Raw genomic sequence first — 23,965 nt, 5'->3', positions numbered from 1 at the left:
AACCTTGGTGTTACAGCCTGTCTCGGTAATTCGATTCATTTGGAGCGCAGCAATGGGCAACGACGCCACCCTGCTCCCGCGGGATCCCTTCGCGCAGCGCCTGCTGCTCGGTTCGGTCCGCAAGTCCTACGACCCGGTGGTCGATCTGGACTGGGACGCCCCGCTGGATCCGGACAAGTTCTTCCTGCCGCCGGAGGTGGTCTCCCTCTACGGCACCGACCTGTGGGACGCGATGTCACCCGAGCAGCGGCGCGAGCTGTCGCGGCAGGAACTCGCGAACATCCTGTCGGTGGGGATCTGGTTCGAGAACATCCTCAACCGATTGTTGTTGCGGGAGTTGATGAACGGCGATCCCACCTCGCACCGCTCGCACTACACACTGACCGAAATGGGCGACGAATGCCGCCACATGACCATGTTCGGCAAGCTGATCGACCGCATCGACGCGCGGCCCTACTGGCCCAAAGCTCCTGCCCGGCTGGCGATCTCGTCGTTGCAACTGCTCCTGCACGGCCCGATGGTGTGGGTGGGAGCGCTGGTGGGTGAGGAGATCTTCGACGCGTTGCAACGCCGCACGATCGACGATCCGCAGTTGCAGCCGGTGGTGGCGCGCACGTTCCGCGTCCACGTCACCGAGGAGGCGCGCCACATCGGCTTCGCCCGTGACGCCCTCACCCGTCGGGTTCCGGCGATGTCGCGCGCCGAACGCGCCTATGTGCGGATGTGTGTCGCGGTGGCCGCTCCGCTGTTCGTGCGGCTGATCACCAACCGGCACATGTACATTCGGGCCGGATTGGACGGGCGCGCGGCCATGCGCGCGGCACTGGCCAACCCGCACGCGCACCACATGCTCGCGGCCGGCGGCGCCGACCTGGGCGCGTTCCTGGACGAGAATGGGCTGCTCGGCCGGATCGGCAAGCGACTCTGGCGGCGGCGGGGGTTGCTCGCATGAGGCCGGACCGGCACAGCCCGGGCGGCGTGGCCGTCGTCGCGGCCCGGCCGTCGGCGCCGGTCGTCGCGGCGACGCTGCGGCGCAACGGAATTCGCGACATCACCGTCCTGGGCTCGACCGCGCTCGCGGTCGATCGGCCACCGACCGCGGTGCACACCATGGAATTCGACGGCGCACACGACCGCTGGCGGCTGCGCTCGGACGACGGCACGACCACGGCGCCGGTGGTGATCCTGGCAGATGCCGACCTCGACACTCACCGCATCACCGGAGTCGGCGCCGACCTGCACACGCTGCTGAGCGACGGCCGGGTGGCCCATCTCGGCACGGCGATGCACGAGATGCCCAACCTGTTCTGGACGCACTCCCCCGCCGGCGCGCACTGGCCGCACTATCCGGTGCAAGCCCGCGCCGAATACGCCGCGCGCTGCGTCGCGGCGATGTGCCGAACCGGCGGTACCCGGATCCAGCTGCGACGTGCCGTGCAGCACGAATCGGCACGCCGCTGGGCTGCGAACCCCCGTCTCGGCCGGCGGCTGCCGCGACCGGATCACCGTCACTTCGACACGACCGTCGCCGCCGATCGGGCGGCCGCCTACGAGTACGCCGGTCCCGCGGTACTCGACGCCCCGGGCGCCGAACTCGCGGTGACGGTCGCTCTGAACGGACATCCGGACCCGATCGACGGTCACTACCACTGGTACGGCCGTCTCACCGCGGCGGAGGCGGAGCTGCTGCCCGACCCCGGGCGCGGTGTGGTGTCGCTGCGGATAACGGGCGGCGAGCCCGCCGCGGGCCGGCTGCAGGAACGCGACCCGTGGGGAAATCTGCGGATCGCCGGAATCGGGCGGCCGCCATTTCCCCTGGCGGACAACGGTATTCACTGAGACACCGGACGGTCAGCCCGGAATCTTGTCCAGGAATCCGTGCACGCGGGCGATGCGATCACCGTCGAGAACGACCACGTCGAAGCCGACGATCAGCGGCTCGGCGCCGGGAGTCCCCAGCGTCCAGGTGAACCGCAGCTGGTCGTGGTGTCCGTCGACCGGCCCGAGGCCGAATCGCATACCGGCGAACTGTTCCCGGACGCCGGCGATCATCTCGTCGATCGCGGCGACTCCGGCGACGGCCGCGAGCGGATCGGTGTAGGTGGCGTCGGGCCGGTACAGCTCGTCGAGAAGTTTGCGCCGCGCCGGGGCGTCGGCTTCGTTCCAGGCGTCGATGTAGCGCTGGGCGACGGCGTCGTAGGTGCTGGTGGTTTCGTTTTCGCTCATAGGACGAGCATGTCGCAGAGCGGGCGCCGGGTCGATTACCCGTCGGGTAATGCCGCGGCACACCGAAGTGGTTGCCGCGCAGCCGGACTCGTACTCCGGCCGCGCACCGGCTGGGGGTCTACAGCACCGACTTCAGCGATTGCTCGTCGCGCGCGACGACGGCCCGGCCGTCGGGGGTGACCACGATCGGACGCTGGATCAGCTTCGGATTGCTCGCCAGTGTCTCGATCCACTGCTCGCGGTCGGCCTCCGTACGCGACCACCCCGCCATACCGAGCTCCTTCGCCTCCGGTTCACCGGTACGGGTGATGTCCCAGGGCTCCAGCCCGAGCTGGGCCAGGACCTCGCGAAGATCATCGGCGGTCGGCGGGTCGTCGAGATACTGCCGCTCGATGTAGTCCACCCCGGCCTCGTCCAGCGCGGTTTTGGCCGCGCGGCTCTTGGAGCAGCGGGGATTGTGCCAGATCTGGGTCTGTCCGGATGTCATAGCGAAAACACTAGCGCGCTACAGGTGCATCCATTCCGGCCACATCCGCGACCACGGCTGCTTCGGGCCGGTGCAGTCGTAGATGGTGACATCGCGGGTGTTGCCGACGTAGCCGAGCCGCGTGTCGACCCTGCCGACCGGGGTGAGCGAGGTGCACCGGCCGCTCAGGTCCGCCTCGTCACCGCCGACGATCAGGGCGGTCTCGGTGCTGTCGGGCGGGGCGCCGAAGTACCCGAAGCCACGACTGGGGCTGTAGATGGCCGGCAGGTCCGCGCGGCCGAGGTGGTCGAGGGCGGCGGCCTGCCAGTAGGTGTCGGTGACGATGACGGCGCGGTCGCGGCGCGCGGCGGGCAGCCCGCGATAGGCCGTCGTCACCGCCGCGGTGAGTTCCGGCCAGCCGAATTGCCCGTAGGTGCCGATCGCTATCGCCGCCGAGACATCGTCTCGGGGTGGCTCGATCGCCGCGGCCGGACGCCACGGCAGCGACGTCACGATGGTGGCCACCGCCGCAACCGCCACCACCAGAGTCGCGACACCCGCGATCCAGCGACCGACCGCCGCCCGCTTCCGCATCCAGTGCACCAGCGCGACGGCGCCGGCCGCCAGCACCACCCCATACATCCCGGCCGGGTAATACACCCGCCCGCCGGTGATCAGGAAGACGATGTCGACCACGATCAGGGTGGCGCCCAGAAATCGATACGGCCGCAACGGTTTCCAGCGCAGCAACGCCCACAGCCCGCCCAGCAGGACCGGCACGCCGAGAATGCCCACCAGGATCAGCGAGATCGGTACGAACAGCAGGCGACCGCCGATGATCGCCTGTTCGGACGCGATCTCGCCGCCCATCGCCAGTTGCGGCCAGCCGTGGCGCAGTTGCCAGATCACCTGCGGCACCGCCGACAACACGGTGAGTCCCGCACCGGCCCACAGCAGCGGACGGCGCAGCAACTCGCGCGGACCGAAGACCGCACAGCTCACGGCCAGCGCGATCCAGAAGAAGGGAATCAGCCATTTGACCTGCAGATCCACCGCCGTCACGAGGCCGGCGACCAGCAGCAGGGCGTCGCGGCGGGTCCGCACCCACCGCACCACCAGCCAGGTGATCAGCACCCACAGCGCGGTATCGACGGCATTGGTGGTCAGCATCGAGCCCTGCAACAGCAGGAACGGCGAGCACGCGTAGGCCAGCGCGGCCAGTGCCTGCGCGGCGCGGCCGCCGCCGAATTCGCGAGTGATCATGGCGCACAGCACGATCGCCGCGACCGTGATCAGCACCGCGGGAATGCGCAACGCCGGATAGGAGCCTGGGACGAGCGTGTCCATGATCCGGGCCAGCAGCGGCAGCATCGGGCCCTGATCGGCGTAACCCCAGCTCAACCGGCGGCCGGCGGCGAGGAAGTAGAGTTCGTCACCGAAATACCCGTACTTCGAGGCCGCGAACAGCAGCGCCGCGCCGCCGAGGGCGGCGATCGGCGCGACCACCGGCCACGCGACCGGTGCAAGCGCGGCCGATTCGGTCGCACCCCGCCCTTCAGCAGATTCGGTCGCACCGCGCGCTCCGGTCGATTCGGCCGCGCTTCGCGCTCCTGTGTCGGACTCGTACAGATCGGTCACCGGCACACTCCTGGAGCGGATTTCGGGGGAACGTCTGCGAACGTATCGGTTTCCGGCCGCGGGGGAGTCGCCCCGCAGACCGATCCGCTGTCCGCCTCGAGAGGTATACCGACCCCTCCTCGCGGCGGATCAGGGCTGCCAGGAACGGAATTCGATCAACTGGCCGGGCCGGGCCTGACCGAGCAGATCCACATCGTCGTCGATCACCGTGCCCACCACGGGATAGCCCCCGGTGATCGGCCGGTCGGCCAGCAGAACCACCGGGCGCCCCGCGGGAGGCACCTGAATCGCCCCCAAAGCCATTCCCTCAGTGGGTAATTCGACATCGTCGACCCGGCGCAGCGGTGGGGCGTCCCCGTGGCGGTCCAGGCGCACACCGATCCGGTCGGTGTCGGTGGAGACCGCCCAGGCGCCGGTGAACAGATCGGCGGGATTGTGGAACCAGTCCGCGCGCGGTCCGAGCCCGGCCCGCACCCGCAGCGTCCCCTGAGTGAGCGGCGCGACAGGCGCCATCTCGACGGTCGGCCAGCCGCGTGGCGGGGCACCGACCGGCAGGGTGTCTCCCTGGCGCAACGGCTCCGGGCCCAAGCCGGCCATGGTGTCGCGGCTGCGCGAGCCGAGGACCGGCTCCACCGCGATCCCGCCGCGCACCGCCAGATAGCAGCGCAGCCCCGCCTCGGCCGTGCCGATCCGCACCCGCTGTCCGGCCGCGACGAACAGCACCGAAGCCGGGGGTTCCGCCCGGACGCCGACGCTGATCGGTACCGGCGCGCCCGTGACGCTCACGATTGCCGGGGCGTCGAATTCCACGCTCAGCCCGCCCAGCACGCATTCGATCGCCGCCGCCGATTCGGCATTGCCCACCAGGCGGTTGGCCAGCCGCAGCGCCCGGCGGTCCACGGCCCCCGAGACCCCGACCCCGGCGTGGAACCAGCCCGGCCGCCCGAGATCCTGCACGGTGCTCAGCGCCCCGGGCTCGAGCACCCGCATCCGCGTTGCCGGGGCTCTCACCGATCCACCGCCACGAATCGGACCCGGGTACCCGCGCGCAACAGCGCCGGTTCCGGCCGCGCCACATCCCACAGCACCAGGTCGGTGCGGCCGATGATCTGCCAGCCGCCCGGCGAGCTGCGTGGATAGACGGCGCTGTATCCCCCCGCCAGGGCGACCGAACCCGCCGGGACCGCCGTTCGGGCCTGCGGGCGCCGCGGCACCGACAGTCCGGCGTCGGGTGCGTGCAGATAGCCGAATCCGGGGGCGAAACCGACGAAGGCGCACCGCCACCGCGCACCGGTATGCCGCTCGACCAGTTCCCCGGGCGTGACACCCAGCTGTTCGGCGGCATCGGCGAGGTCGGGTCCGTCGTAGCACACCGGAACGGTCACCGTCTCCGCCTCGGCCACGTTGTCGGAATCGGCGCCCGGTGCGAGATCCAGTGCGCGCACGCGTGATTCGATCGCCGCCGGATCGATGCCGGGACACAGCGTGAGCAGGACGGTCCGAGCGGCGGGCAGCAGGTCGGCCACCCCGTCGATCGGCGCGCGCCGCAGGTGGTCGAGCAGCAATGGCAGCTGGGCGGCGTCGGCCGGTTCGAGGAGCAGCGCGCGGTCGCCCGCGGGCCGCACGGTCACCGGGCTCATGTGAAGCTCCGCAGTTCGACGCCCTTGTCCAGCAGCGACTGCCGGATCGAACGCGCCATCCGGACGGCATCGGGCGAATCGCCGTGGACGCAGAGGCTGCGCACCTCGACGCGCACGGGGTCGCCGGCCACCGTGCGGGCGTGTCCGTCCACGGCGATCGACACCGCCTGCCCCAGCGCCGCCTCCGCGGCCAGCACCGCACCGGCTCGCCCGCGCGGCACCAGCCTGCCCTCGGGAGTGTAGGCGCGGTCGGCGAAACCCTCCGCGTGGAACGAGATTCCGGCAGCCTCCGCGGCGCGAGCAAGCTCCGAGTCGGCGGGCCCGAGCAGGCTCAACTCGCCGAAGGTGAGCAGCGCCGCCACCACCGCCTCGGCCGCGGCGGGATCGGACGCCGCCGAGTGATACAGCGCACCATGGGGTTTCACATAGCGCACCCGATCGCCGGCCGCCCGGGCGAAGCCGTCGAGCGCGCCGATCTGATAGATCGACTCGGCGGTCAACTCGGCCGGGGACACCGCCATCTCACGGCGGCCGAATCCGGCGAGGTCACGATAGGAGATGTGCGCGCCGATCCGCACCCCGTGCGCGACCGCCAGATCACACGTGCGCCGCATGATCACCGGATCCCCGCCATGGAAGCCGCAGGCGATATTGGCACTGGTCACGACGTCGAGAAGCGCCTCGTCGTCACCCATCGTGTATGGACCGTACCCCTCCCCGAGATCGCTGTTCAGATCGATCACCACGGAGCATCACCTCGCCTCGCCGTTGTCCTACCACCATCGTCCGCGCTCGCCGCCGATACGCCACCGTGGGCGCATTCTTCCCCGCCCACCGCCTAGGGTGGCGGGAATGGGTGAGGTCATCGCCGTCTACGACGGCCACGGCAACGAGACCGGCAGTGCCGAACGCGCCGAGGTGTATGCCGAAGGATTGTGGCATGCCAGTGCCGGCGTGCTGGTGCGATCGCTCGACGGGCGGCGCATCTACGTCCATCGGCGTACCGATACGAAGATGGTGTTCGCCGGAATGCACGACTGCCTGGCCGGCGGCGTGCTGGCACCCGGGGAGGATCCCGCCGCCGCGGCGGCGCGCGAGCTGGGTGAGGAGCTGGGAATCGTTGCGACCCCGGCGGACCCGCGGCCACTGGCCCGGGTGTCCTGGGACGGCAGCTGGGCGGGCCGCCCGATGCGGTGTCACCTGTTCGCCTACGAGATCCGCTCCGACGGGCCGATCACTGTTCAGGCCGAGGAGATCGCCGCGGGCTGGTGGTGGACCGACACCCAGCTATGGGAGCACCTGAGCGATCCCGGCTGGCCGTTCGTTCCCGACACCCGAGTCCTGATCGGCGACCTGCTGCACCCGCGGAATCGACCCTAACCGGACGAGGTGACCGCGCCGGCCCAGGCCGCGAACGCGCCCGGGTTGCGGGTCTGCAGCAGCACCCGGCCTGGGCCGGTGAAGTCGAACACCAGCCCCTCGCCCGACGTGATCGATTGCAGCGAACGACCCGAAACCGCCCGGCGGATACCGAATTTCAGTGCGAGATCGTAGGCCACCACGTGGCCGCAGTCGATGGTCACCGACTCACCCGGCTGCAGATCGATCACGTCGATGGCGCCGAAGACGCCGACCACGACCTCGCCCTGCCCCTGTGCGCGCAGGCCGAATCCGCCCTCGCCGCCGAACATGTTGGCGAACCCGCCCCACTTCGCTTCCACCTGCACGCCATGGGAATTGGCGATCCAGCCGCCGCGGCTGATGAAGTACGGGCGGTCCGGCGCGATCGGGAGCGCCAGCATGTCACCGGGTAACGCCGGTGCGACATCGACCCAGCCGCCCTGCGGTGGCGCGGTGAACGTGGACACGAAGAACGACTCACCGGCCAGCACGGAACGCTTCAGCCCCGCCAGGAATCCGCCCTCGGCCTTCGCTGCCAGGCTCACACCGGCCGAATGGGCCACCATCGCACCGGTTTCCGCACGCAACGGCTCCCCACCGGCGAGAAAACACCGCGCCACCGTGGACGACGGATTATGCCGCAACACCACCTGCATGGCCGCGACGTTAGCAGCGCCGAGGGCGGGATGTCCCATTCACCCGCACCCGGCGGGCGGGCATGCGATGATGCCGGGCGACCGAACCGAATCACGAGACGAAAGTCGGAGGCCCGCCCCGGTGCATATCGATTTCCCACACTCGCAGTCCGATCTCGACCACTCCGCCCGACGCAACCGCAGATCGCGCAGATTGCCGGTGCGCAGCGGCCTGGCGGCGGCGGGTGCGGCGATCGCGCTACTGGCCGGCGGCACGACTGCGGTGGCCGCCCCGCTGCCACTGCACACCCAGGCTCCCGGCTGCATGACCCCCGGCGACGCTCAGCCCAACGGCAAGCAGTGGCCGGCCGAACCCGCGGTGACCATCGACCCCAACGCCGGTTACACCGCGACGCTGGAAACCAACTGCGGAACCATCACCGTGGCCCTCGACTCCGCGCGTGCGACGCATACGGTCAACTCGTTCGCCTTCCTCGCCGGCGAGCAGTACTTCGACCACACCCGCTGCCACCGCCTGACCACCGACGGCATCTTCGTGCTGCAGTGCGGTGACCCGACCGGCACCGGCACCGGCGGTCCCGGCTACCGGTTCGGCGACGAGAACCTGGCCGGTGCGACCTACCCGGCGGGAACGGTCGCCATGGCCAACTCCGGCCCCAACACCAACGGAAGCCAGTTCTTCCTGGTCTACTCCGACAGCAAACTGCCGCCCAACTACACCCCGTTCGGCCGGATCACCGGCGGTATGGACGTGTTGCAGAACATCGCCGCGGGCGGCGTGAAGGACGGATCCGGCGACGGCGCACCGGCCACCGATATTGTGCTCGACTCGGTGGCCACTGCCCGGCGCTGACACCGGATACGGCGAAGGCCGCGCTCGCGATGCGGGCGCGGCCTTCGTGTGTGTGCGGTACTCCTAGAGGTACTGACCCGTATTGGATTCGGTATCGATCGCGCGGCTCGCCGAAGCGTTCTTACCGGTAACCAGCGTCCGGATGTAGACGATCCGTTCGCCCTTCTTACCCGAAATACGTGCCCAGTCATCAGGATTGGTGGTGTTGGGCAGGTCCTCGTTCTCGGAGAACTCGTCGACGATCGAATCGAACAGGTGCTGGATGCGCAGACCGGGATTACCGGTTTCCAGCACGGACTTGATCGCGTACTTCTTGGAACGGTCCACGATGTTCTGGATCATGGCGCCGGAGTTGAAGTCCTTGAAGTACAGGACCTCCTTGTCACCGTTGGCGTAGGTGACCTCGAGGAAGCGGTTGTCCTCGCTCTCGGCGTACATCCGGTCCACGACCCGCTCGATCATCGCCTGGACGCACTTGGCGCGATCGCCGGCGAACTCGGCGATATCGTCGGCGTGCAGCGGCAGCTGCTCGGTGAGGTACTTGGAGAAGATGTCCTGTGCCGCTTCGGCATCCGGACGCTCGATCTTGATCTTCACGTCCAGGCGGCCGGGCCGCAGGATCGCGGGGTCGATCATGTCCTCGCGGTTGGACGCACCGATCACGATGACGTTCTCCAGGCCCTCCACACCGTCGATCTCCGAGAGCAGCTGTGGCACGACCGTGGTCTCCACATCCGAGGACACACCCGAACCACGGGTGCGGAAGATCGAGTCCATCTCGTCGAAGAACACGATCACCGGGGTGCCTTCGGAGGCCTTCTCACGAGCCCGCTGGAAGATGATCCGGATGTGGCGCTCGGTCTCGCCCACGAACTTGTTCAGCAGCTCGGGACCCTTGATGTTGAGGAAGAAGGACTTGGCCTCCTTGGCGTCCTCACCGCGCGCCTCGGCGATCTTCTTCGCCAGCGAGTTGGCGACCGCCTTGGCGATCAGCGTCTTACCGCAGCCGGGCGGACCGTAGAGCAGCACGCCCTTGGGCGGGCGCAGCGCGTACTCGCGGAACAGATCCTTGTGCAGGAACGGCAGCTCCACCGCGTCGCGGATCTGCTCGATCTGGCGGCCCAGGCCACCGATGTCCTCGTATCCGACATCGGGCACCTCTTCGAGCACCAGATCCTCGACCTCGGCCTTGGGGATGCGCTCGAAGGCGAATCCGGCCTTGGTGTCGACGAGCAGCGAATCACCCGGGCGCAACCGCCGCACGGGCGCGTTGGGATCTTCGACGTCGTCCGCGTCGACCAGCGCCGACAGCGGGCCCGACAGCCAGACCACGCGTTCTTCGTCGGCGTGGCCCACGACCAGGGCGCGACGGCCGTCGTCGAGGACCTCGCGCAGGGTGCCGATCTCACCGGTCCGGTCGAAGGTGCCGGCCTCGACGACCGTGAGCGCCTCGTTCAGGCGCACGGTCTGTCCGTAGTGCAGTTCCGAGGTGTCGATGTTCGGCGAGCACGTCAGGCGCATCTTGCGTCCGGAAGTGAACACGTCGACAGTCTGATCCTCGTACACACCGATCAGCACGCCGTAGCCGCTGGGCGGCTGGCCCAGCCGATCGACCTCCTCACGCAGCGCCACCAACTGCTGACGAGCCTCCTTGAGGGTGTCCATCAGTTTGGTGTTGCGAATCGTCAGCGAATCGATACGAGCTTCCAATTCCCTTGAACGATCCGGCGAGTCGGCGAGTTGCCTACGGAGTGCAGCCGCCTCGGCGCGTACCACCTCGAGTTCTCTCCAGGCCGCCGAATCCGAATTCTCGATGGGGCTCATGATGCTGCTCCTCCCAGTCCCGGTCTATCAACGCTACCGGGCGCGAACCGTTCTCGCTTTCCGACATGGTTTCGTCGTGATCACATCTCAGCTGCGGTCTACCGGCCCGGGCCACCATGTTAGCCTGCCCTAACCTGCATTCGGCGAGTGAATTCGCCGGACCGAACCGAAAGGTCTAGTCGATGCTCCTTCCTACCCGCCACAGCGTTACTCCCTTCGGTGGCAGTATCCACACCGGGAGCAACGCCACGCGGACCGCCGGTGTTTCCGGTTCGCGCCGGTTGCGTCTTGCCACGGCTACCGCGTTCGCCGCGCTCGCCGTTACCGCTATGACAGCATGCGGGTCCGACAATTCCCAGGACTCCACGCCGACGAGCGCCACCACGGCCACCTCGGCATCGGCCGCCGCGACGAGCGCCACCGCCGCGCCCGCCCCCACCGCCGAGGAACTGCAGGCCACCCTCAACGGTTTCGTGGATCCGGCCAAGCCGACCGCCGAGAAGGAAAAACTGGTGGTCGGAGGGGATAAGCGCGCCGCCAACATCGACACCATGACCAAGGGGCTGGCCAACTACGGCACCATCACCTTCACCGTCGCCGACATCAAGGCCGAGGGCGACCAGGCCACCGGCCAGGTCACCATCACCTCGCCGCACGGCCCGGCCGGCCCGATGCCGATGACCTGGCAGCACTCGGCCGCCGGCTGGCAGCTGTCGGACGCCTCCGCCTGCCAGATCCTGGCCATGGGTATGGCACCCTGCCAGCCCTGATCGAGGCATGACACCGGCCCCGGTTCCAGGCGCGAACCGGGGCCGCATCGTCGGCAGGGGGCTGCCGATCGAGCCGAGCACAGCGAAACGGAGGAACGAGGCCTGAGTCGCCCGCTCAGCCCTTGGAGGGCCGGCGCTGCGGTTTGGGTGCCACCACGCCGTCGGCGAGGCGCCGGGCGCTCACCAGGAAGGCCGTATGCCCCTGCATGCGGTGCTCGGGGCGCACCGCCAGGCCGACCACATGCCACGGCCGCACCAGCGACTCCCAGGACCGGGGTTCGGTCCAGCACTGTTGCTGGCGCAGCGCCTCCACGACCTCCGACAGCTGCGTGACGGTGGCGACGTAGACGATCAGGACCCCGCCGGGGATCAGCGCGCGCGACACGGCAGGCAGCGCGTCCCACGGTTTGAGCATGTCCAGAACCACCCGGTCGACCTGCTCGCCGTCGTAGTCGGCGACGTCGCCGAGGGTCAGCGTCCAGTTGTCCGGCCGTTCGCCGAAGAATCGCTCGACGTTGCGGACGGCGTGCTCGGCGTGGTCCTCGCGGATCTCGTAGGAGCGCACACTGCCGTTCGGCCCGACGGCGCGCAGCAGCGAGCAGGTCAGCGCACCCGACCCGGCGCCGGCCTCGAGCACCCGCGCTCCGGGGAACACGTCACCCTCGTGCACGATCTGCGCGGCGTCCTTGGGATAGATGACGGCCGCACCGCGCGGCATCGACAGCACGTAGTCGACCAGCAGCGGCCGCAGCGCGAGATACGGTGTGCCGTTGGCGGATTGGACCACACTGCCCTCGTCGGCGCCGATCAGCTCGTCGTGGCGGATCGGTCCCTTGTGGGTGTGGAACTCCTTGCCCGGCTCCAGGACGACGGTGTGTTGCCTGCCCTTGGCATCGGTCAGCTGCACCCGGTCCCCCGTGGCGAATGGACCGGTCCGTCTGGCCGTCATGAATCTCCGTTCTCCTGTGCGTCATTTCCGGCGGCGGTAACGCGCCGCGGAATGTGTCGGTACCCGCCGATAGCCTGCCAGGTATGTCCGCACCACCGACGGCGACCCCGCCCGAATTACCGGCCGTTTCCCGCGGACCGGCGTTGTCGCCCTCGCGGGCAATCGATTTCAAACAATGTCCGCTCAAATACCGATTACGCGCGATCGACCGCATTCCGGAAACTCCCGGCCGCGACGCCGTCCGCGGAACGGTGGTGCACGCGGTGCTGGAATCGCTCTACGGGCTACCCAGTGGTGAACGCGTTCCGGAGCGGGCAGCGGCGCTGGTGGAACCGGCCTGGCAGCGTTTGCTGGCAGATCGCCCCGAGATCGAGGTGGTGCTCGAACAAGGCGGTCTCCCACCGTTTCTCGACGAGGTGAGCCGCCTGGTCCGCGACTACTATCACCTCGAGAACCCCACCGGATTCGACCCGGAGTCCTGCGAATCGCTGGTGGAGGTCCGGCTGGCGGACGGATCGCCGCTGCGCGGTTATGTCGACCGCATAGATATCGCGCCGGACGGCCGGTTGCGGGTCGTCGACTACAAGACCGGCCGCACTCCCGCGCCCGATGCCGAGCAGAAGGCGCTGTTCCAGCTGAAGTTCTACGCGCTGATCATGTACCGCACCCGCGCAGTGGTCCCGGCCCAGCTGCGGCTGCTGTACCTGCGCGACGGGCAGATCCTGACCTACGCGCCGGACGCGGACGAACTCGTCCGGTTCGAGCGCATCGTCTCGGCCCTGTGGGCGGCGATCACTACCGCCGGCCGCGACGGAGATTTCCCGCCGCGGCCCGGATGGAGCTGCAAATTCTGCGAGTACCGCGCCCTGTGCCCGGCCTACGGCGGTACCCCGCCGCCGTATCCGGGCTGGCCGGACGATGCCGCCGCGACGGTGCCGCACCCGTGACCGGTGCGCCGGCCGTCGACGTCAGAAGGCGCGGCAGGAACGGATATCGGTAGCCAGGATCGCCTTGGCGCCGAGTTCGGCGAGCTGATCCATCACGCCGTTGCCCTGATTGCGCGGCACCAGCGCGCGCACGGCGACCCAGTCGGGATCGGTCAGCGGGGACACGGTCGGCGACTCCAGCCCGGGCGTGATCGCGGCGGCGCGGTCCAGCAGATCCTTCGGGCAGTCGTAATCCAGCATCAGGTACTGCTGGGCGAAGACCACGCCCTGCACCCGGGCGATGAGCTGGTTGCGCACCTTGTCGCTGTGATCGGAACCGGTGGCCTCGATCAGCACGGCCTCCGAATCACACAGCGAATCACCGAAGGCGACCAGATCGTGCTGGCGCAGGGTGCGGCCGGAGCCGACCACGTCGGCGATGGCATCGGCGACACCGAGCTGGATGGAGATCTCCACCGCGCCGTCGAGCCGGATCACCTCGGCCTCGATGCCCCGGCGCTGCAGATCCTGCAACACCAGATTCGGGTAGCTGGTGGCGATCCGCTTGTCGTAGAGATCCTCGACCTTCCATTCACGCCCGGCGGGAGCGGCGTAGCGGAAGGTGGAGCGGCCGAAACCGAGGCCGAGGCGCTCCTGCACCGGGGCGCCGGAATCCAGGGCCAGATCGCGGCCGGTGATGCCGAGGTCGAGGCGTCCCGACCCGACGTAGATCGCGATGTCCTTCGGGCGGAGGAAGAAGAATTCGACCTGGTTGGCGTTGTCGATCACCGACAGGTCGCGCGAATCGCTGCGCTTGCGGTAGCCGGCCTCGGTGAGAATTTCGACGGCCGATTCGGACAGAGCGCCTTTGTTGGGGACTGCGACGCGAAGCATGGTGTGTCCTTTCGGGACGGGTGGCGGACAGATGTGTCAGGGAGCGGTCGAACCGTGTCGCCCGGGAGCCGTGATGGCCCGGACCTCACCCGTCACAGATGTCGGTACACGTCCTCGAGCCGCAGACCGCGGCCCACCATCAGCACCTGCACCCAGTACAGGAGCTGCGAGATCTCTTCGGCCAGCTGTTCGTCGGTCTCGTGTTCGGCGGCGATCCACACCTCACCGGCCTCTTCGATCACCTTCTTGCCCTGCGCATGGACCCCGGCGTCCAATGCCGCCACGGTTGCGGAACCTTCCGGACGGTTGGCCGCACGATCCTGCAGCTCGGCGAACAGGGTTTCGAAAGTCTTCACGGGAGGCCATTCTTTCAGACGACCGCATATGTCCCGCAATCGGTTATCGGCGCGGGCCCAGCGGTTGCCGCGGGTGTGCGCGCGGTCACCGTCCGGAGGGCGCCGATGCCGCCGAAGCCTCGCGGGGACGATCGATGCGATAGATGTAATGCCATCCGTCATCGATCGGGTTGTCCGGCGGCAGCTCCCCTGCCGCGACGCGGCGCAGACCGGCCTTCTCCAGCGCCCGCCAGGACGCGCGGTTGGCCGCCGCGACGGGTACGACGATGCAGTCGGCGCGCGGATGGTCGCCCCAACTCGCCGCGACGACCGCGCGCAGCATCGCCGACCCCAGGCCGCGGCCCACCCGCCCCGGCTCGCCGATCAAATAGTCCAGCGACACGGCCTCGCCGGGCACCTCGAGGATCGGCCGCATCTGCTCCACGTACTCGGGCCAGTCCGCCCAGCGGATCCGCTGCACCAGCCCGACGGGTTCACCGTCGGCACTGACGAGCAGATCCTCGGCGGCCACCTCCCCGCGCGCGGTCGGGCCGAAATCGCGTTCGACCGAGGCGGCGTCGAAGTCGTGATGCCACCACCGCCGCACATGCGGTTGCGCCAGCCAATGTCCCAGCAGCGCGAAATCCGCCGGTGTCACCTGACGCCAGGCGAACTGCGGCATCACCGAGTCGACCACGGGAACGAGGCTAGCAATGCCCTCAGATCAGGCCGAAGCGAGCAGTTCCTCCAGTTCGGACACTGCGGTCCGCAGTTCGTCGGCGAACCGATACATCTGCTCCGCAACGGATTTCGGCGTGGCGAGGTAGATGTTCCAGCGGTCCGGCAGCAGGACGTAGGCGATGCCGATGCACTTCTGGCTGGTGCAGCCGAAACCGAAGTATTCGATATTCGCCGAGGGCGCCGAACTCGTACTCAGGTAGTCGTCGCGGGTGATGATCCAGCCCGGGCTGTCGAAGAAGGGCATCGGCTCGGTCGCGCCCAGTTCGGAACCGCGCCGGCGCTGCACCCACTGCAGCTCCCACAGATGCTGCTCCGGCGCCTCACCGCGCTGGCACTGTTTGGCGCGCTCCACGTGCGCGGTCGCGGCCGCCCGGGCGGCGGCCAGTTTCGTCGCCGTATCGGCCGACGAATCGTCCATGGCGGCAACGAATTCCAGAATCTGCGGGGTCACCACGCGCATCGCCTCGGTGCGGCCGTTGCGATACTGCCGGGTCGCGATCGATTCGTAGGTGGCCCCGATCATCCCCTTGCTGCGCTGATGGGCGAGCTGATAGCTCAACTGCGCGAAGGCGTCCGGCGAGATGCCGAGTTCCTTGGCGCGGCCGGTGCCGAAGCGGTCGAACGACACCGTGGTGGTGGCGTTGTCGGCGACGAACTGCGCGAACGCGGCTGCGGCCGAGGAGATCTCACCGCGCAACCGATCGTCGAGCCGGAATTCGATCGGCTCCACCGAGGGCAGTCCCTGCGGTTGCGCCCCCGACTGCGCGGCGTGCTCGGCGGCCGGGGCCTCGAGCAGCCGGTCGACGAACGACAGGATGGTGGTGCCGTCGAGTCCGCAGTGTTCGACGTTGATACCGGCGCTGCCGTCGGCGAAGACGATCAGCGAGACCGCCTTGTCGAACCACCGGTTACCGCTGTCGCCGTGCAGCAGCTGATCGCTGGCCGCGAGCTGATCGGCCGGGGTCACATCGTCGAGGCAGACGCAGAACAGCGCGGTCTCGATCGACTCCAGTGCCGCCGCGTTCGCCGGATCGCCGAGCAGGCGGGCACGCACACCCGCCCATTCGGCCCGCGCCATGGTGGTCAGATGCCCGGCCGAGGAGTCGACCGGCAGCTGCTCGGGCGCCGCCTTGAGCACGGCCCGCAGTCCGTCGGCGAGGTCCTCCGGGGCGTGCGGCGCACCGCCGGCGCCGATGACCTCCATCCGGAACATGGCGCCGTGGTGGAAGACCACGATGTGACGCGCCTGCGACGGGCCGGGCCATTCGTCGCTGTAGGGCACGCGCACGCTGTCCTGCGGATCGCCCGGAATCCTGGTCTCGGAGAACAGGAATTTGTTCTGCGCCATCGAAAAGTGCGCTCCGCGTTGCACGACCGGCGGGATCTCCTCCCGATCGAGCAGCAGTTTGTAGTTCACCGCGGCGGTGATCAGCGCGGCGGCGCGGTCGGCCTGCTGATCCGAGGTGGACTGCGCCAGTGGCGTGTCGTCGCGGAACAGGAAGAAGAAGTTGGCGTTGACCGCGATCCGGTCGCGACGGCCCAGATAACGCGAGGGCCAGAACTCGTCGAGCCAGCTGCCCACGCCGGGGCTGCTGTCGAACCGCTCCAGATCGGCGTGCAGGATCCGGGCCGGACCGTCGGCGCGCAGCAGATCGGCCACGGCGCGCTCGGTATCGGCGTATTCGTCCTCCGACAGCAGCGGCCGCGACCACTGCAGGAAACGCGCACAGCTGTCGTCGAGCGTGGGCAGCGGCACGCGCGGCAGCTGATCGTCGAAGGCGAAGGTACGGTCGGTCACGGGCGGTCCTCGGGGGTCGGTGTGGATATGTACAGTTCGGCGTGCAGCCAGCCGTCGGATTCGTAGCCGGTCGGATCGATTCCGTTGGCGGTCAACGTATTCAGTACCTGTTGCTGTTCGGCCGCGGAGGCGAAGCGACGCTGCCGGAAGGTGCCGGGACGGCGCTCGGTCCGGTACCCCAGCGCGGCGAGCTCGCTTGCGATCGGTTCGAAGGCGTACATCCGCAGGACGAAGTGTGCCATCCACGGTAGCCGGGTACCGTGCGCGCGGGCCACCCGTGTGAGGGTGCGGCCGGTGACGTAACCGACGCAGCCCGTGGAGATCACCAGATCCGCCGAACCGATGATCTTCCGCTGTGCCTCTGTGGGATCGCCCGCCTCGAGATCGGCGTGGACGGTTTCGTGCAGCAGTCCGGTGGCGGCCGCGTAGTCCAGTGCCGGTGCGGAGGCGTCCATGCCGATGAAGCGGATCTCGGGCAGCCGGTCGTCGGCGGCCAGGCGGGCGCGGTCGCGGGCGATGCAGGTGGCGGTGTCGGCGTCACCGTAGTGCTCGGCCAGATCGGCGACGGTGGTGCCGAAGCGCAGCAGTGCCGCGTTCACCCCGTAGGAGCAGCCCAGGTCCAGGACGGTGGGCGCGGTACCGCTGTGCGCCTCGTAGTCGGCGAACAGTTCGAGGAAAGCGGGCTTCGCCAATTCCGGTATGCAGTAGTCCAATTCGGCCATCCGGCGGCAGTAGGCGCTCGGATCGGGGCGGTCGTAGATGTCGTCGAACGAGGCTTTTCCGGTGCTGTGCATCGAAACCGTCACGGGCGATCCTCCTGAGTCGAACGGGTGATCAGTCGAGAAGTCGGTCGCCGCGTACGGCATTGCCCGCCGCGGCCAGATGGTCCGGCAGAACCCGCCCGAACAGTTGCCGGGTGCGTTCGACCGCGCCCACGATGCCCGGGCGGTCGCTGTAGGCGAAGATCGCGCTGTGACGCTGGGTGGCGCCCTCCACCGGTGAGACGCGGTGCAGGGAGAAACGACCCTGGAACAATTGCAGATCGCCGGGGCGCAGCGTGAGCCGCCGGGTGAGCGGCTCGCCGGATCCGGTGAGCACCGCCCGTACATCGGCCAGATTCTCCGATTCCGGCGTCCGGATGCGCGGGCAGTATTCGAAGACCCCGCCCGCGTCCGGTTCCTGGGTCAGCATCGAGACCGTGAATTCGTTGGTGTCGAAATGCCACGGATGCGACATGCCGGGCGCAACCACGTTGAGGCACAACCCCGCCAGCGGATCGGTGTATTCGTGCAATTGCGGCAGACCGAAGCATTCGGCGACCAATCGCTGGAACGCCGCACTCGTGTAGAGCACCTGGATCACCGCGGTGCGGGGAATGAGATCCCGCGCGACGAAGGCGTTTCCGCGCTCGAGCACGATCGTGGCCGGATGGTCGGGAGGCAGGTCGCTGTCGAGCGGAATGTTGTACGCGTTGACCTTCTCGACCGTGTAGTAGGCATGGGGGGCGAGTTCGGCGCCCTCGTCGCGCAGCGTGGCCAGCAGGTCCGGGCGCACGAAGCCGGGCAGGACGGTGCAGCCGTCGGCGGCGAGGTCGTCGCGCGCCCGGCGCACCACCTCGTCCCACCGCGCGCTGCCGGGTGCGTCCAGCGGATAGCGCTCGGTGTCGACGACGGCGGTCAGAGCCGGTCCGGCCGCCGCACCACCCACCCGTTCCGAAGTGCTCTCTCCCCCAGCCGTTTCGCCGTTCACCCGGCCCATTCCACCCACGTCGCCACAACCCCCTGTCGCCGCCATGAAGATCATTGTGACCTGCCGGACGCCATCGCACAGCAGATTCCCGGATATCATTGGGAAACCTCACAAACCCTCGAGTAACCATGTGCGCCAGCGATATTCGCGACCACAACGCCGCCACGCACCGCTGCCCGCCCGGCCGACGCGCTCGGGCGGTAGGGTCGCGAGATGGCGCCACTGCGGGTGGGCACCGTCCCGACCACCTCCGACGAATTCATCGGCCGCGAACCGGAACTGGGGCGGCTGGCCACCCTGCTGTCCGGGCCCGCGCGGCTGATCACGGTGATCGGCGCGGGTGGGCTGGGCAAGACTCGCCTGGTCACCGAGGCCGTGCACCGGTTGCCCCGGACCGGCGGGCGACGCGTGCACTGGGTGCGCCTGGCGCGCCTGGGGGCGGGGACGGACGCGGCCGGCGTGGCCGAGGAAGTGGTGCGCGCGGTCGTCGATCACGACTTCTCCGGGCGGGATCCCTGGCCCGCGCTGAGCGATACCCTCACTGCCGTCGCCGCGCCACCGGTGCTGGTCATGGACAACTGCGAACACGTCACCGACGGCGCGGGGCAGGTGATCGCCGAGCTGATCGAGACGGTGCCGGGCCTGACGGTGCTGGCCACCAGCCGTCGCCCCCTCGGCTGGATCGACGAGCAGCTCCTGCCGCTCCCGCCGTTGACGCAGCGCCAGGCCGTGGAGTTGTTCCACAAACGCGCGGCGCTGACCGGTACCGTGCTGAGCCCCGACAGCGCCGGCACGGTGGCCTCCATCTGCCGGCATCTGCACCACTACCCGCTGCACATCCGGCTCGCGGCGGCCCGGCTGCGGCGGCGGCCGCCGGCCGTGATCCTGCGCGATCTCGACGGCCGGGCCGGCGACACCCGCCTGCACTGGCCGCCCGCCACTCTGGTCGGCGCGGACACCCGGCATCGCGGTATCACCGACGTGATCGCGTGGTCGTTCGAACTGTGCGACGCGCGCGAACGGCTGCTGTTCGAGCGGATGTCGGTCTTCGCACCCGGATACGACGTCAATCCCGCCGACGCCGACGACGATTCGGGCCTCGAGGTGGGCGCCGACCTCGACGCGATCGTGGCCGTCTGTTCCGGCCTCGACACCTCCGACGGTTCCGCAGCGGAGCCGGCCGCGGGGGAGGTCGAGGAACTGCTCGAACGACTGGCCGACCAATCGCTGGTCACCGTGCATCTGAGCGCCCGCGAGGTGCGCTATTCGCTGCTGGAGAGTCTGCGGCTGTTCGCCCGGGAGCGCCTGGCCGAACGCGATCCGCGTGAGCCGCGGCGGCTGGCGGACCGGCACCGCCGCTATTACCGCGACCGGATCACCAGTTCCGACGACGGCGACGGCCGGTTGCCGCAGTGGGCGCGCGCGTCGTGGGACAACCTGCTGATCGCCATCGACCGCAGCCTGGACTCGCCCGACGACGCGGTGGCCGGGCTGGAGATCGCGCTGGGGATGATCGCGTTGCACGTGCCCTTCTTCCGGGGGTCGTTGCGCGAATCACGGCGCCGCGCCGAGAAGACCCTGGCCGTGGCCGAATCCGCGCCCGTGCCGCTGCGGATCCGCGCGATGGCCACGATCGCCTGGATCTGCCTGTGCCAGGGGCAGCCCGGCGAGGCGGAGGAGCTGCTCGACCGCTGTGTGGCGGCCGCGGTGCCCGAGCCGGCGGCACGGGCACGGTTGGCCGCCGACCCCACCGCCGACGTTCCGCTGCCGGCCCCGGTGGTATTCACCCTGGGCTGCCGGTTGATGCTCGTCGATCAGGATGTGCGCGCGCTGGCGCTCCTCTCCCGTGCTCGCGAAATGTTCACCACCGCAGCGGATTACGGGCACGCGGCGATCAGCGCGCTGTTCGAGGCACTCGCCGCCGCCTTCCTCGGTACGCCCGAGCAGGCCCTCGCCGTGACCGCCCGCCACCTCGAAGCGGCGGATTCGGGTGCGGACTGGGCGAAGTCGTGGGCCGAGATCGCGCGCATCATCGCCGAAACCTTGCACGGCGACGCGCGGTGGGCCGCCGCGGCCGCGCCCGCCACCTTGGCCCGGCAGGTCGCGACCCGCGACACGTGGGGCGTGGTGTGGTCGGTCCACGCGCGGGCGTGGGCACTGGCGCGGCTGACCCTCGACGCGTCCCCTACGGCCGTGCGCGCGACGGCCGTGGAGATCGCGCGACTGCTCGGCGCCGCGGCGGCGCTGCGGCGCCGGCTCGGCGTCGAGATCGCCCAGCTGCGGCCCTTCGTGGCCGAAACCGACCGCGCGGCCGACGGGATGCGGCGGTTATCGGGTTCGCGCGCCTTCGACGCCGCCTATCGCGAGGGCACCGAGGTGCGCCCGACATTGACCGAGATCAGCAGACTCGCCTGCGATATCGCTGTGCCGGACGACCGCCCGGCCCGCCCGCACGCACCGGAATGGGATCTACTGACCCGGGCCGAACAGGAGGTCGCCGCTCTGGCAGCGGCGGGCTGGACCAACGGCGACATCGCGGCGCGACGCGGCAGTTCGGCGCGCACGGTGGACGCTCAGGTCGCAGCCGTCCTGCGGAAGCTCGCGGTGACTTCGCGCGCCGACATCGCACCGCGGGTGCCGCCCGAGCGCCGCGCCCGCGCCGAACACACACCGCGTCCGAGGCGGTACCGCACCGAGTCCGCGGCGCCGACGAGCTCGGTGACTCGTGTCAGCGAGCGCCCGCGTGAACCAGGGCCAGCTCGTCGACGGTGAGGCCCACCAGCGATTCGCGGAATTCGAGTCCGGGCCGCGACGGGACCGCGATTTCGCACGGCACCACCAGCACCCGGCAACCGGCGGCCAGCGCGGCGGCCGAGCCGGTCGGCGAATCTTCCACGGCCACACAATCTTCCGGGGCGACACCGAGCAACCGCGCGGCGCGAAGATAGGGATCGGGCGCGGGTTTGCCGCTGTCGACCTCGTCGCCGCACACGGAGACGTCGAACATGTGACGACCCAGCGTCTCCAGGCACAGCTCGGTGATCGATCGCTTGGTGTTGGTCACCAGCGCGGCCGGCAGGCCCGCCGTCCGCAGCGAGGCCAGCGCGTCCTGCGCACCGGGCCGCCACGGGATGGGCCCGGCCATCAGTTCGGTGACCCGGCGCTCGAGCCACTGTCCCGCCGCGAGCATCGCCGCCGGGTCGAGTTCCAGGCCCAGTCCGTCGAACAGGATCCGCAGCGCGTTGCGGGCGTCGGCGCCGATCAGCGCGTGCCGGATGGCGTCGGTCATCCGGCCGCCGAGTTCCTCGGCGAGTTCGCGTACGCCGATATCCCAGAGCTTCTCCGAATCCAGCAGGGTGCCGTCCATATCCCACAGCACGGCGGCCACAGTCACCCGGAGCTCTCCTTCCGATTCCGCATCAGGTTCCCGACGCGGTGATGAGCATCCGGCCGGTGGCCGTATCCACCGTGAACCAGCGGCTCTCGGAGGTGACGGTCCCGTTCTTCAGGGTATAGGTGAGCGTCGCGACCGCCCGCCCGGGACCGCTCTGCGTCACCCCGCCGACCCGCACCGACGACACCGTCGACCAGAAATTCGAGTACTGCGCGTAGCCCCCCGTCTGAGACTGGTACGACGGTGCCAACTCGGCCCAGGCACCGCTGGTGTTACCGGGCAGCATGCCGTAATAGCCGGAGATGAAGCCCGCGACATCGGCCGACTGGGCCGGGCCGTAGGGAGCGCTGGTTCCGGGCGGGGCCGTCCGGGACGCGCTCGCACCGGGCGCCGGGGCGCCGTTCGGCGCCGGGGGCGGGGTCTGTCCGCTGGGCACGGGGCTGCCGAGCGATGCGCTGCCACCCGCACCGTTGGACGAGGATCCGCCGGGCGCATCGGGGGTCGCGGCGCCGGGCGGTGCGAACGCGGTCGCCGAGGGCTGCTCCGGCGCCGAGGTGGTGCCGTTCCCCGCCGCCGCGGTGTGGTTGTCATCGGACCCGGACGTCGCCACCAATCCGATGATCACCGCGACCACGAGAACGGCCGCAGCGGCGGCCGCCCAGATCCGCCGGTCGCGCAGCGGGCCCGATTTCGGTTGCGGCGCGGGCGTTTTCGCGGTGGATCCGCCTGCGGCGGGGGTGGCACCGGCCGTGGTCTTCTCGGGAGCCGACAGCACCGTGGTCGCGGCGGCGTCGGCGCCCGGTTGCGGGAGCACCTTGGTGGCCGCGGGGACCAACGCGGCCGATCGACCGTCGGCGACGGCCTCGAGCGCCTGTTGCGCTTCCCGCATGGTGGGCCGGTCGGCGCCGTCGGCGGCCAGCAGGCTCATCAGCACCGGGCCCAGCGATTCGGCGCGCTTCGGCTCGGGCACCTTGGCGCTGACCACCGAATGCAGCACCGCCAGCGGGTTGTCCCCCTCACCGAACGGCGGCGCGCCCTCGACCGCGGCATACAGCGTCGACCCCAGCGCGAACACGTCGGACGACGGTTCCGGATCCTCACCGCGCGCGATCTCCGGCGACAGATACGCCGGGGTGCCGGCGAGGAATCCGGTCGAGGTGACCGTGACGTCGCCGACGGCGCGCGAGATGCCGAAGTCGGTGATCTTCACCGTCCCGTTGTCGGCGACGAGGATGTTCGCGGGCTTCACGTCCCGATGCACGATGCCGGCGTCGTGCGCGGCCGCGAGCGCCGCGGCGACCTTCGCCCCGATCCGGGCCACTTCACGCGGTTCGAGCGGGCCTTTGTCGCGCATCAGCGCCGCGAGGCTCTGCGCGTCGACGTACTCCATCACCAGCCAGGGCTGGCCGTCCTCCTCCGCGACGTCGAAGACGGTGACCGCGTTCTGGTGGTGCAGCCGTGCCGCGATGCGTCCCTCCCGCATGGCGCGCATCTTCGCTTCGAGCGCCTGCGCCTTGGTCAGTCCGGGCGCCAGCAGGAGCTGCTTGACCGCGACGGTGCGCCGTAGCCGAACGTCACTGGCGCGCCACACCACGCCCATGGCTCCGCTGCCGATGGGATCGGCCAGTCGGTACCGCCCGGCGATCAGCCGATCTGAAGTCATGGTGTCGAACCCCTCCTGCGCTCACACGCCGAGCACCCCACC

The 23,965-nt window shown here is 69.6% G+C and carries 24 protein-coding genes; 7 read left to right on the top strand and 17 right to left on the bottom strand.

Annotated features, from left to right (window positions below):
- Positions 1-52: 52 nt before the first annotated feature.
- Both C8258_RS06170 and C8258_RS33125 read left to right on the top strand, forming a co-directional pair.
- On the top strand, positions 53-952 hold the full coding sequence (locus C8258_RS06170) for a diiron oxygenase (RefSeq protein WP_106954301.1): 900 nt from the start codon (positions 53-55) through the stop codon (positions 950-952).
- A complete protein-coding gene (locus C8258_RS33125; RefSeq protein WP_233224903.1) occupies positions 949-1,839 on the top strand; it encodes a DUF4873 domain-containing protein in 891 nt (296 codons plus the stop codon). Before C8258_RS06170 ends, C8258_RS33125 begins: the two co-directional genes overlap by 4 nt.
- Positions 1,840-1,851: 12 nt before the next feature.
- Here C8258_RS33125 and C8258_RS06160 read toward each other — a convergent pair whose 3' ends face one another.
- The 6 genes from C8258_RS06160 to C8258_RS06135 form a co-directional block, all read right to left on the bottom strand.
- Positions 1,852-2,226 (bottom strand): nuclear transport factor 2 family protein, encoded by a 375-nt coding sequence (locus C8258_RS06160; RefSeq protein ID WP_106954300.1) that lies wholly within the window; start codon positions 2,224-2,226, stop codon positions 1,852-1,854.
- A gap of 118 nt (positions 2,227-2,344) precedes the next feature.
- Positions 2,345-2,713, bottom strand: a complete 369-nt coding sequence (locus tag C8258_RS06155; protein ID WP_106954299.1) for an arsenate reductase family protein — start codon at positions 2,711-2,713, stop codon at positions 2,345-2,347.
- An 18-nt stretch (positions 2,714-2,731) separates the two neighbouring features.
- The gene (locus tag C8258_RS06150) at positions 2,732-4,330 is read right to left on the bottom strand and encodes a glycosyltransferase family 39 protein (RefSeq protein ID WP_233224902.1); all 1,599 of its coding nucleotides are present in this window, start codon (positions 4,328-4,330) and stop codon (positions 2,732-2,734) included.
- Positions 4,331-4,459: 129 nt separating this feature from the next.
- On the bottom strand, positions 4,460-5,320 hold the full coding sequence (locus C8258_RS06145) for a biotin-dependent carboxyltransferase family protein (protein WP_106954298.1): 861 nt from the start codon (positions 5,318-5,320) through the stop codon (positions 4,460-4,462).
- A 17-nt stretch (positions 5,321-5,337) separates the two neighbouring features.
- Complete coding sequence (locus tag C8258_RS06140; protein ID WP_106954297.1) at positions 5,338-5,970, bottom strand: allophanate hydrolase subunit 1; 633 nt, start codon at positions 5,968-5,970, stop codon at positions 5,338-5,340.
- On the bottom strand, positions 5,967-6,716 hold the full coding sequence (locus tag C8258_RS06135; protein ID WP_106954296.1) for a LamB/YcsF family protein: 750 nt from the start codon (positions 6,714-6,716) through the stop codon (positions 5,967-5,969). Before C8258_RS06135 ends, C8258_RS06140 begins: the two co-directional genes overlap by 4 nt.
- Positions 6,717-6,822: 106 nt before the next feature.
- On the opposite strand from C8258_RS06135, the gene C8258_RS06130 reads away from it, so the two are divergent.
- A complete protein-coding gene (locus C8258_RS06130; RefSeq protein ID WP_106954295.1) occupies positions 6,823-7,350 on the top strand; it encodes an NUDIX domain-containing protein in 528 nt (175 codons plus the stop codon).
- On the opposite strand, the gene C8258_RS06125 is transcribed toward C8258_RS06130, so the two are convergent.
- Positions 7,347-8,066 carry a TIGR00266 family protein gene (locus C8258_RS06125; protein ID WP_233224901.1) on the bottom strand — a complete coding sequence of 240 codons (720 nt, stop codon included), beginning with the start codon at positions 8,064-8,066 and terminating at the stop codon, positions 7,347-7,349. The two genes, C8258_RS06130 and C8258_RS06125, sit on opposite strands and share 4 nt — an antisense overlap.
- Positions 8,067-8,148: 82 nt before the next feature.
- Here C8258_RS06125 and C8258_RS06120 point away from each other — a divergent pair, with 82 nt between their 5' ends.
- The gene (locus C8258_RS06120; RefSeq protein ID WP_369974709.1) at positions 8,149-8,880 is read left to right on the top strand and encodes a peptidylprolyl isomerase; all 732 of its coding nucleotides are present in this window, start codon (positions 8,149-8,151) and stop codon (positions 8,878-8,880) included.
- Between the two features lie 63 nt (positions 8,881-8,943).
- Here the strand turns inward: C8258_RS06120 and arc are convergent, their stop codons facing one another.
- Complete coding sequence (gene arc, locus C8258_RS06115; protein ID WP_036501801.1) at positions 8,944-10,704, bottom strand: proteasome ATPase; 1,761 nt, start codon at positions 10,702-10,704, stop codon at positions 8,944-8,946.
- 182 nt (positions 10,705-10,886) lie between these two features.
- Here arc and C8258_RS06110 point away from each other — a divergent pair, with 182 nt between their 5' ends.
- Positions 10,887-11,474 carry a nuclear transport factor 2 family protein gene (locus C8258_RS06110; protein WP_233224900.1) on the top strand — a complete coding sequence of 196 codons (588 nt, stop codon included), beginning with the start codon at positions 10,887-10,889 and terminating at the stop codon, positions 11,472-11,474.
- A gap of 115 nt (positions 11,475-11,589) precedes the next feature.
- Here the strand turns inward: C8258_RS06110 and C8258_RS06105 are convergent, their stop codons facing one another.
- Entirely contained in the window at positions 11,590-12,423 is an 834-nt protein-coding gene (locus C8258_RS06105; RefSeq protein WP_036501807.1) for a tRNA (adenine-N1)-methyltransferase, read from the bottom strand.
- A gap of 83 nt (positions 12,424-12,506) precedes the next feature.
- Here C8258_RS06105 and C8258_RS06100 point away from each other — a divergent pair, with 83 nt between their 5' ends.
- A complete protein-coding gene (locus C8258_RS06100) occupies positions 12,507-13,370 on the top strand; it encodes a RecB family exonuclease (RefSeq protein WP_106954292.1) in 864 nt (287 codons plus the stop codon).
- Between the two features lie 21 nt (positions 13,371-13,391).
- On the opposite strand, the gene hisG is transcribed toward C8258_RS06100, so the two are convergent.
- The 6 genes from hisG to C8258_RS06070 form a co-directional block, all read right to left on the bottom strand.
- Positions 13,392-14,243, bottom strand: a complete 852-nt coding sequence (gene hisG, locus C8258_RS06095; protein WP_106954291.1) for an ATP phosphoribosyltransferase — start codon at positions 14,241-14,243, stop codon at positions 13,392-13,394.
- A 92-nt stretch (positions 14,244-14,335) separates the two neighbouring features.
- Positions 14,336-14,599, bottom strand: coding sequence for a phosphoribosyl-ATP diphosphatase (locus C8258_RS06090; RefSeq protein ID WP_030518144.1), 264 nt, complete (start codon positions 14,597-14,599; stop codon positions 14,336-14,338).
- 85 nt (positions 14,600-14,684) lie between these two features.
- Positions 14,685-15,275: a GNAT family N-acetyltransferase gene (locus tag C8258_RS06085; protein WP_233224899.1), complete on the bottom strand. Its 591-nt coding sequence runs from the start codon at positions 15,273-15,275 to the stop codon at positions 14,685-14,687.
- 27 nt (positions 15,276-15,302) lie between these two features.
- Positions 15,303-17,117 carry a choline/carnitine O-acyltransferase gene (locus C8258_RS06080; protein ID WP_106954290.1) on the bottom strand — a complete coding sequence of 605 codons (1,815 nt, stop codon included), beginning with the start codon at positions 17,115-17,117 and terminating at the stop codon, positions 15,303-15,305.
- Positions 17,114-17,923, bottom strand: a complete 810-nt coding sequence (locus C8258_RS06075) for a class I SAM-dependent methyltransferase (protein ID WP_199195606.1) — start codon at positions 17,921-17,923, stop codon at positions 17,114-17,116. The genes C8258_RS06080 and C8258_RS06075 overlap by 4 nt, the downstream gene beginning before the upstream one ends.
- Positions 17,924-17,951: 28 nt before the next feature.
- Positions 17,952-18,911 (bottom strand): arpA protein, encoded by a 960-nt coding sequence (locus tag C8258_RS06070; protein ID WP_233224898.1) that lies wholly within the window; start codon positions 18,909-18,911, stop codon positions 17,952-17,954.
- Positions 18,912-19,079: 168 nt separating this feature from the next.
- Between C8258_RS06070 and C8258_RS06065 the strand changes: the two genes are divergently transcribed.
- Entirely contained in the window at positions 19,080-21,638 is a 2,559-nt protein-coding gene (locus C8258_RS06065; protein WP_106954289.1) for a LuxR C-terminal-related transcriptional regulator, read from the top strand.
- Here the strand turns inward: C8258_RS06065 and C8258_RS06060 are convergent.
- Positions 21,595-22,260, bottom strand: a complete 666-nt coding sequence (locus C8258_RS06060) for an HAD family phosphatase (protein ID WP_255420408.1) — start codon at positions 22,258-22,260, stop codon at positions 21,595-21,597. The two genes, C8258_RS06065 and C8258_RS06060, sit on opposite strands and share 44 nt — an antisense overlap.
- A 25-nt stretch (positions 22,261-22,285) precedes the next feature.
- A complete protein-coding gene (locus tag C8258_RS06055; RefSeq protein ID WP_106954288.1) occupies positions 22,286-23,923 on the bottom strand; it encodes a serine/threonine-protein kinase in 1,638 nt (545 codons plus the stop codon).
- Between the last annotated feature and the right edge of the window lie 42 nt (positions 23,924-23,965).

This window comes from Nocardia sp. MDA0666 (genome assembly GCF_003023875.1).
Lineage (GTDB): Bacteria > Actinomycetota > Actinomycetes > Mycobacteriales > Mycobacteriaceae > Nocardia > Nocardia aobensis.
This window is presented reverse-complemented; position numbering and strand designations above follow the sequence as displayed.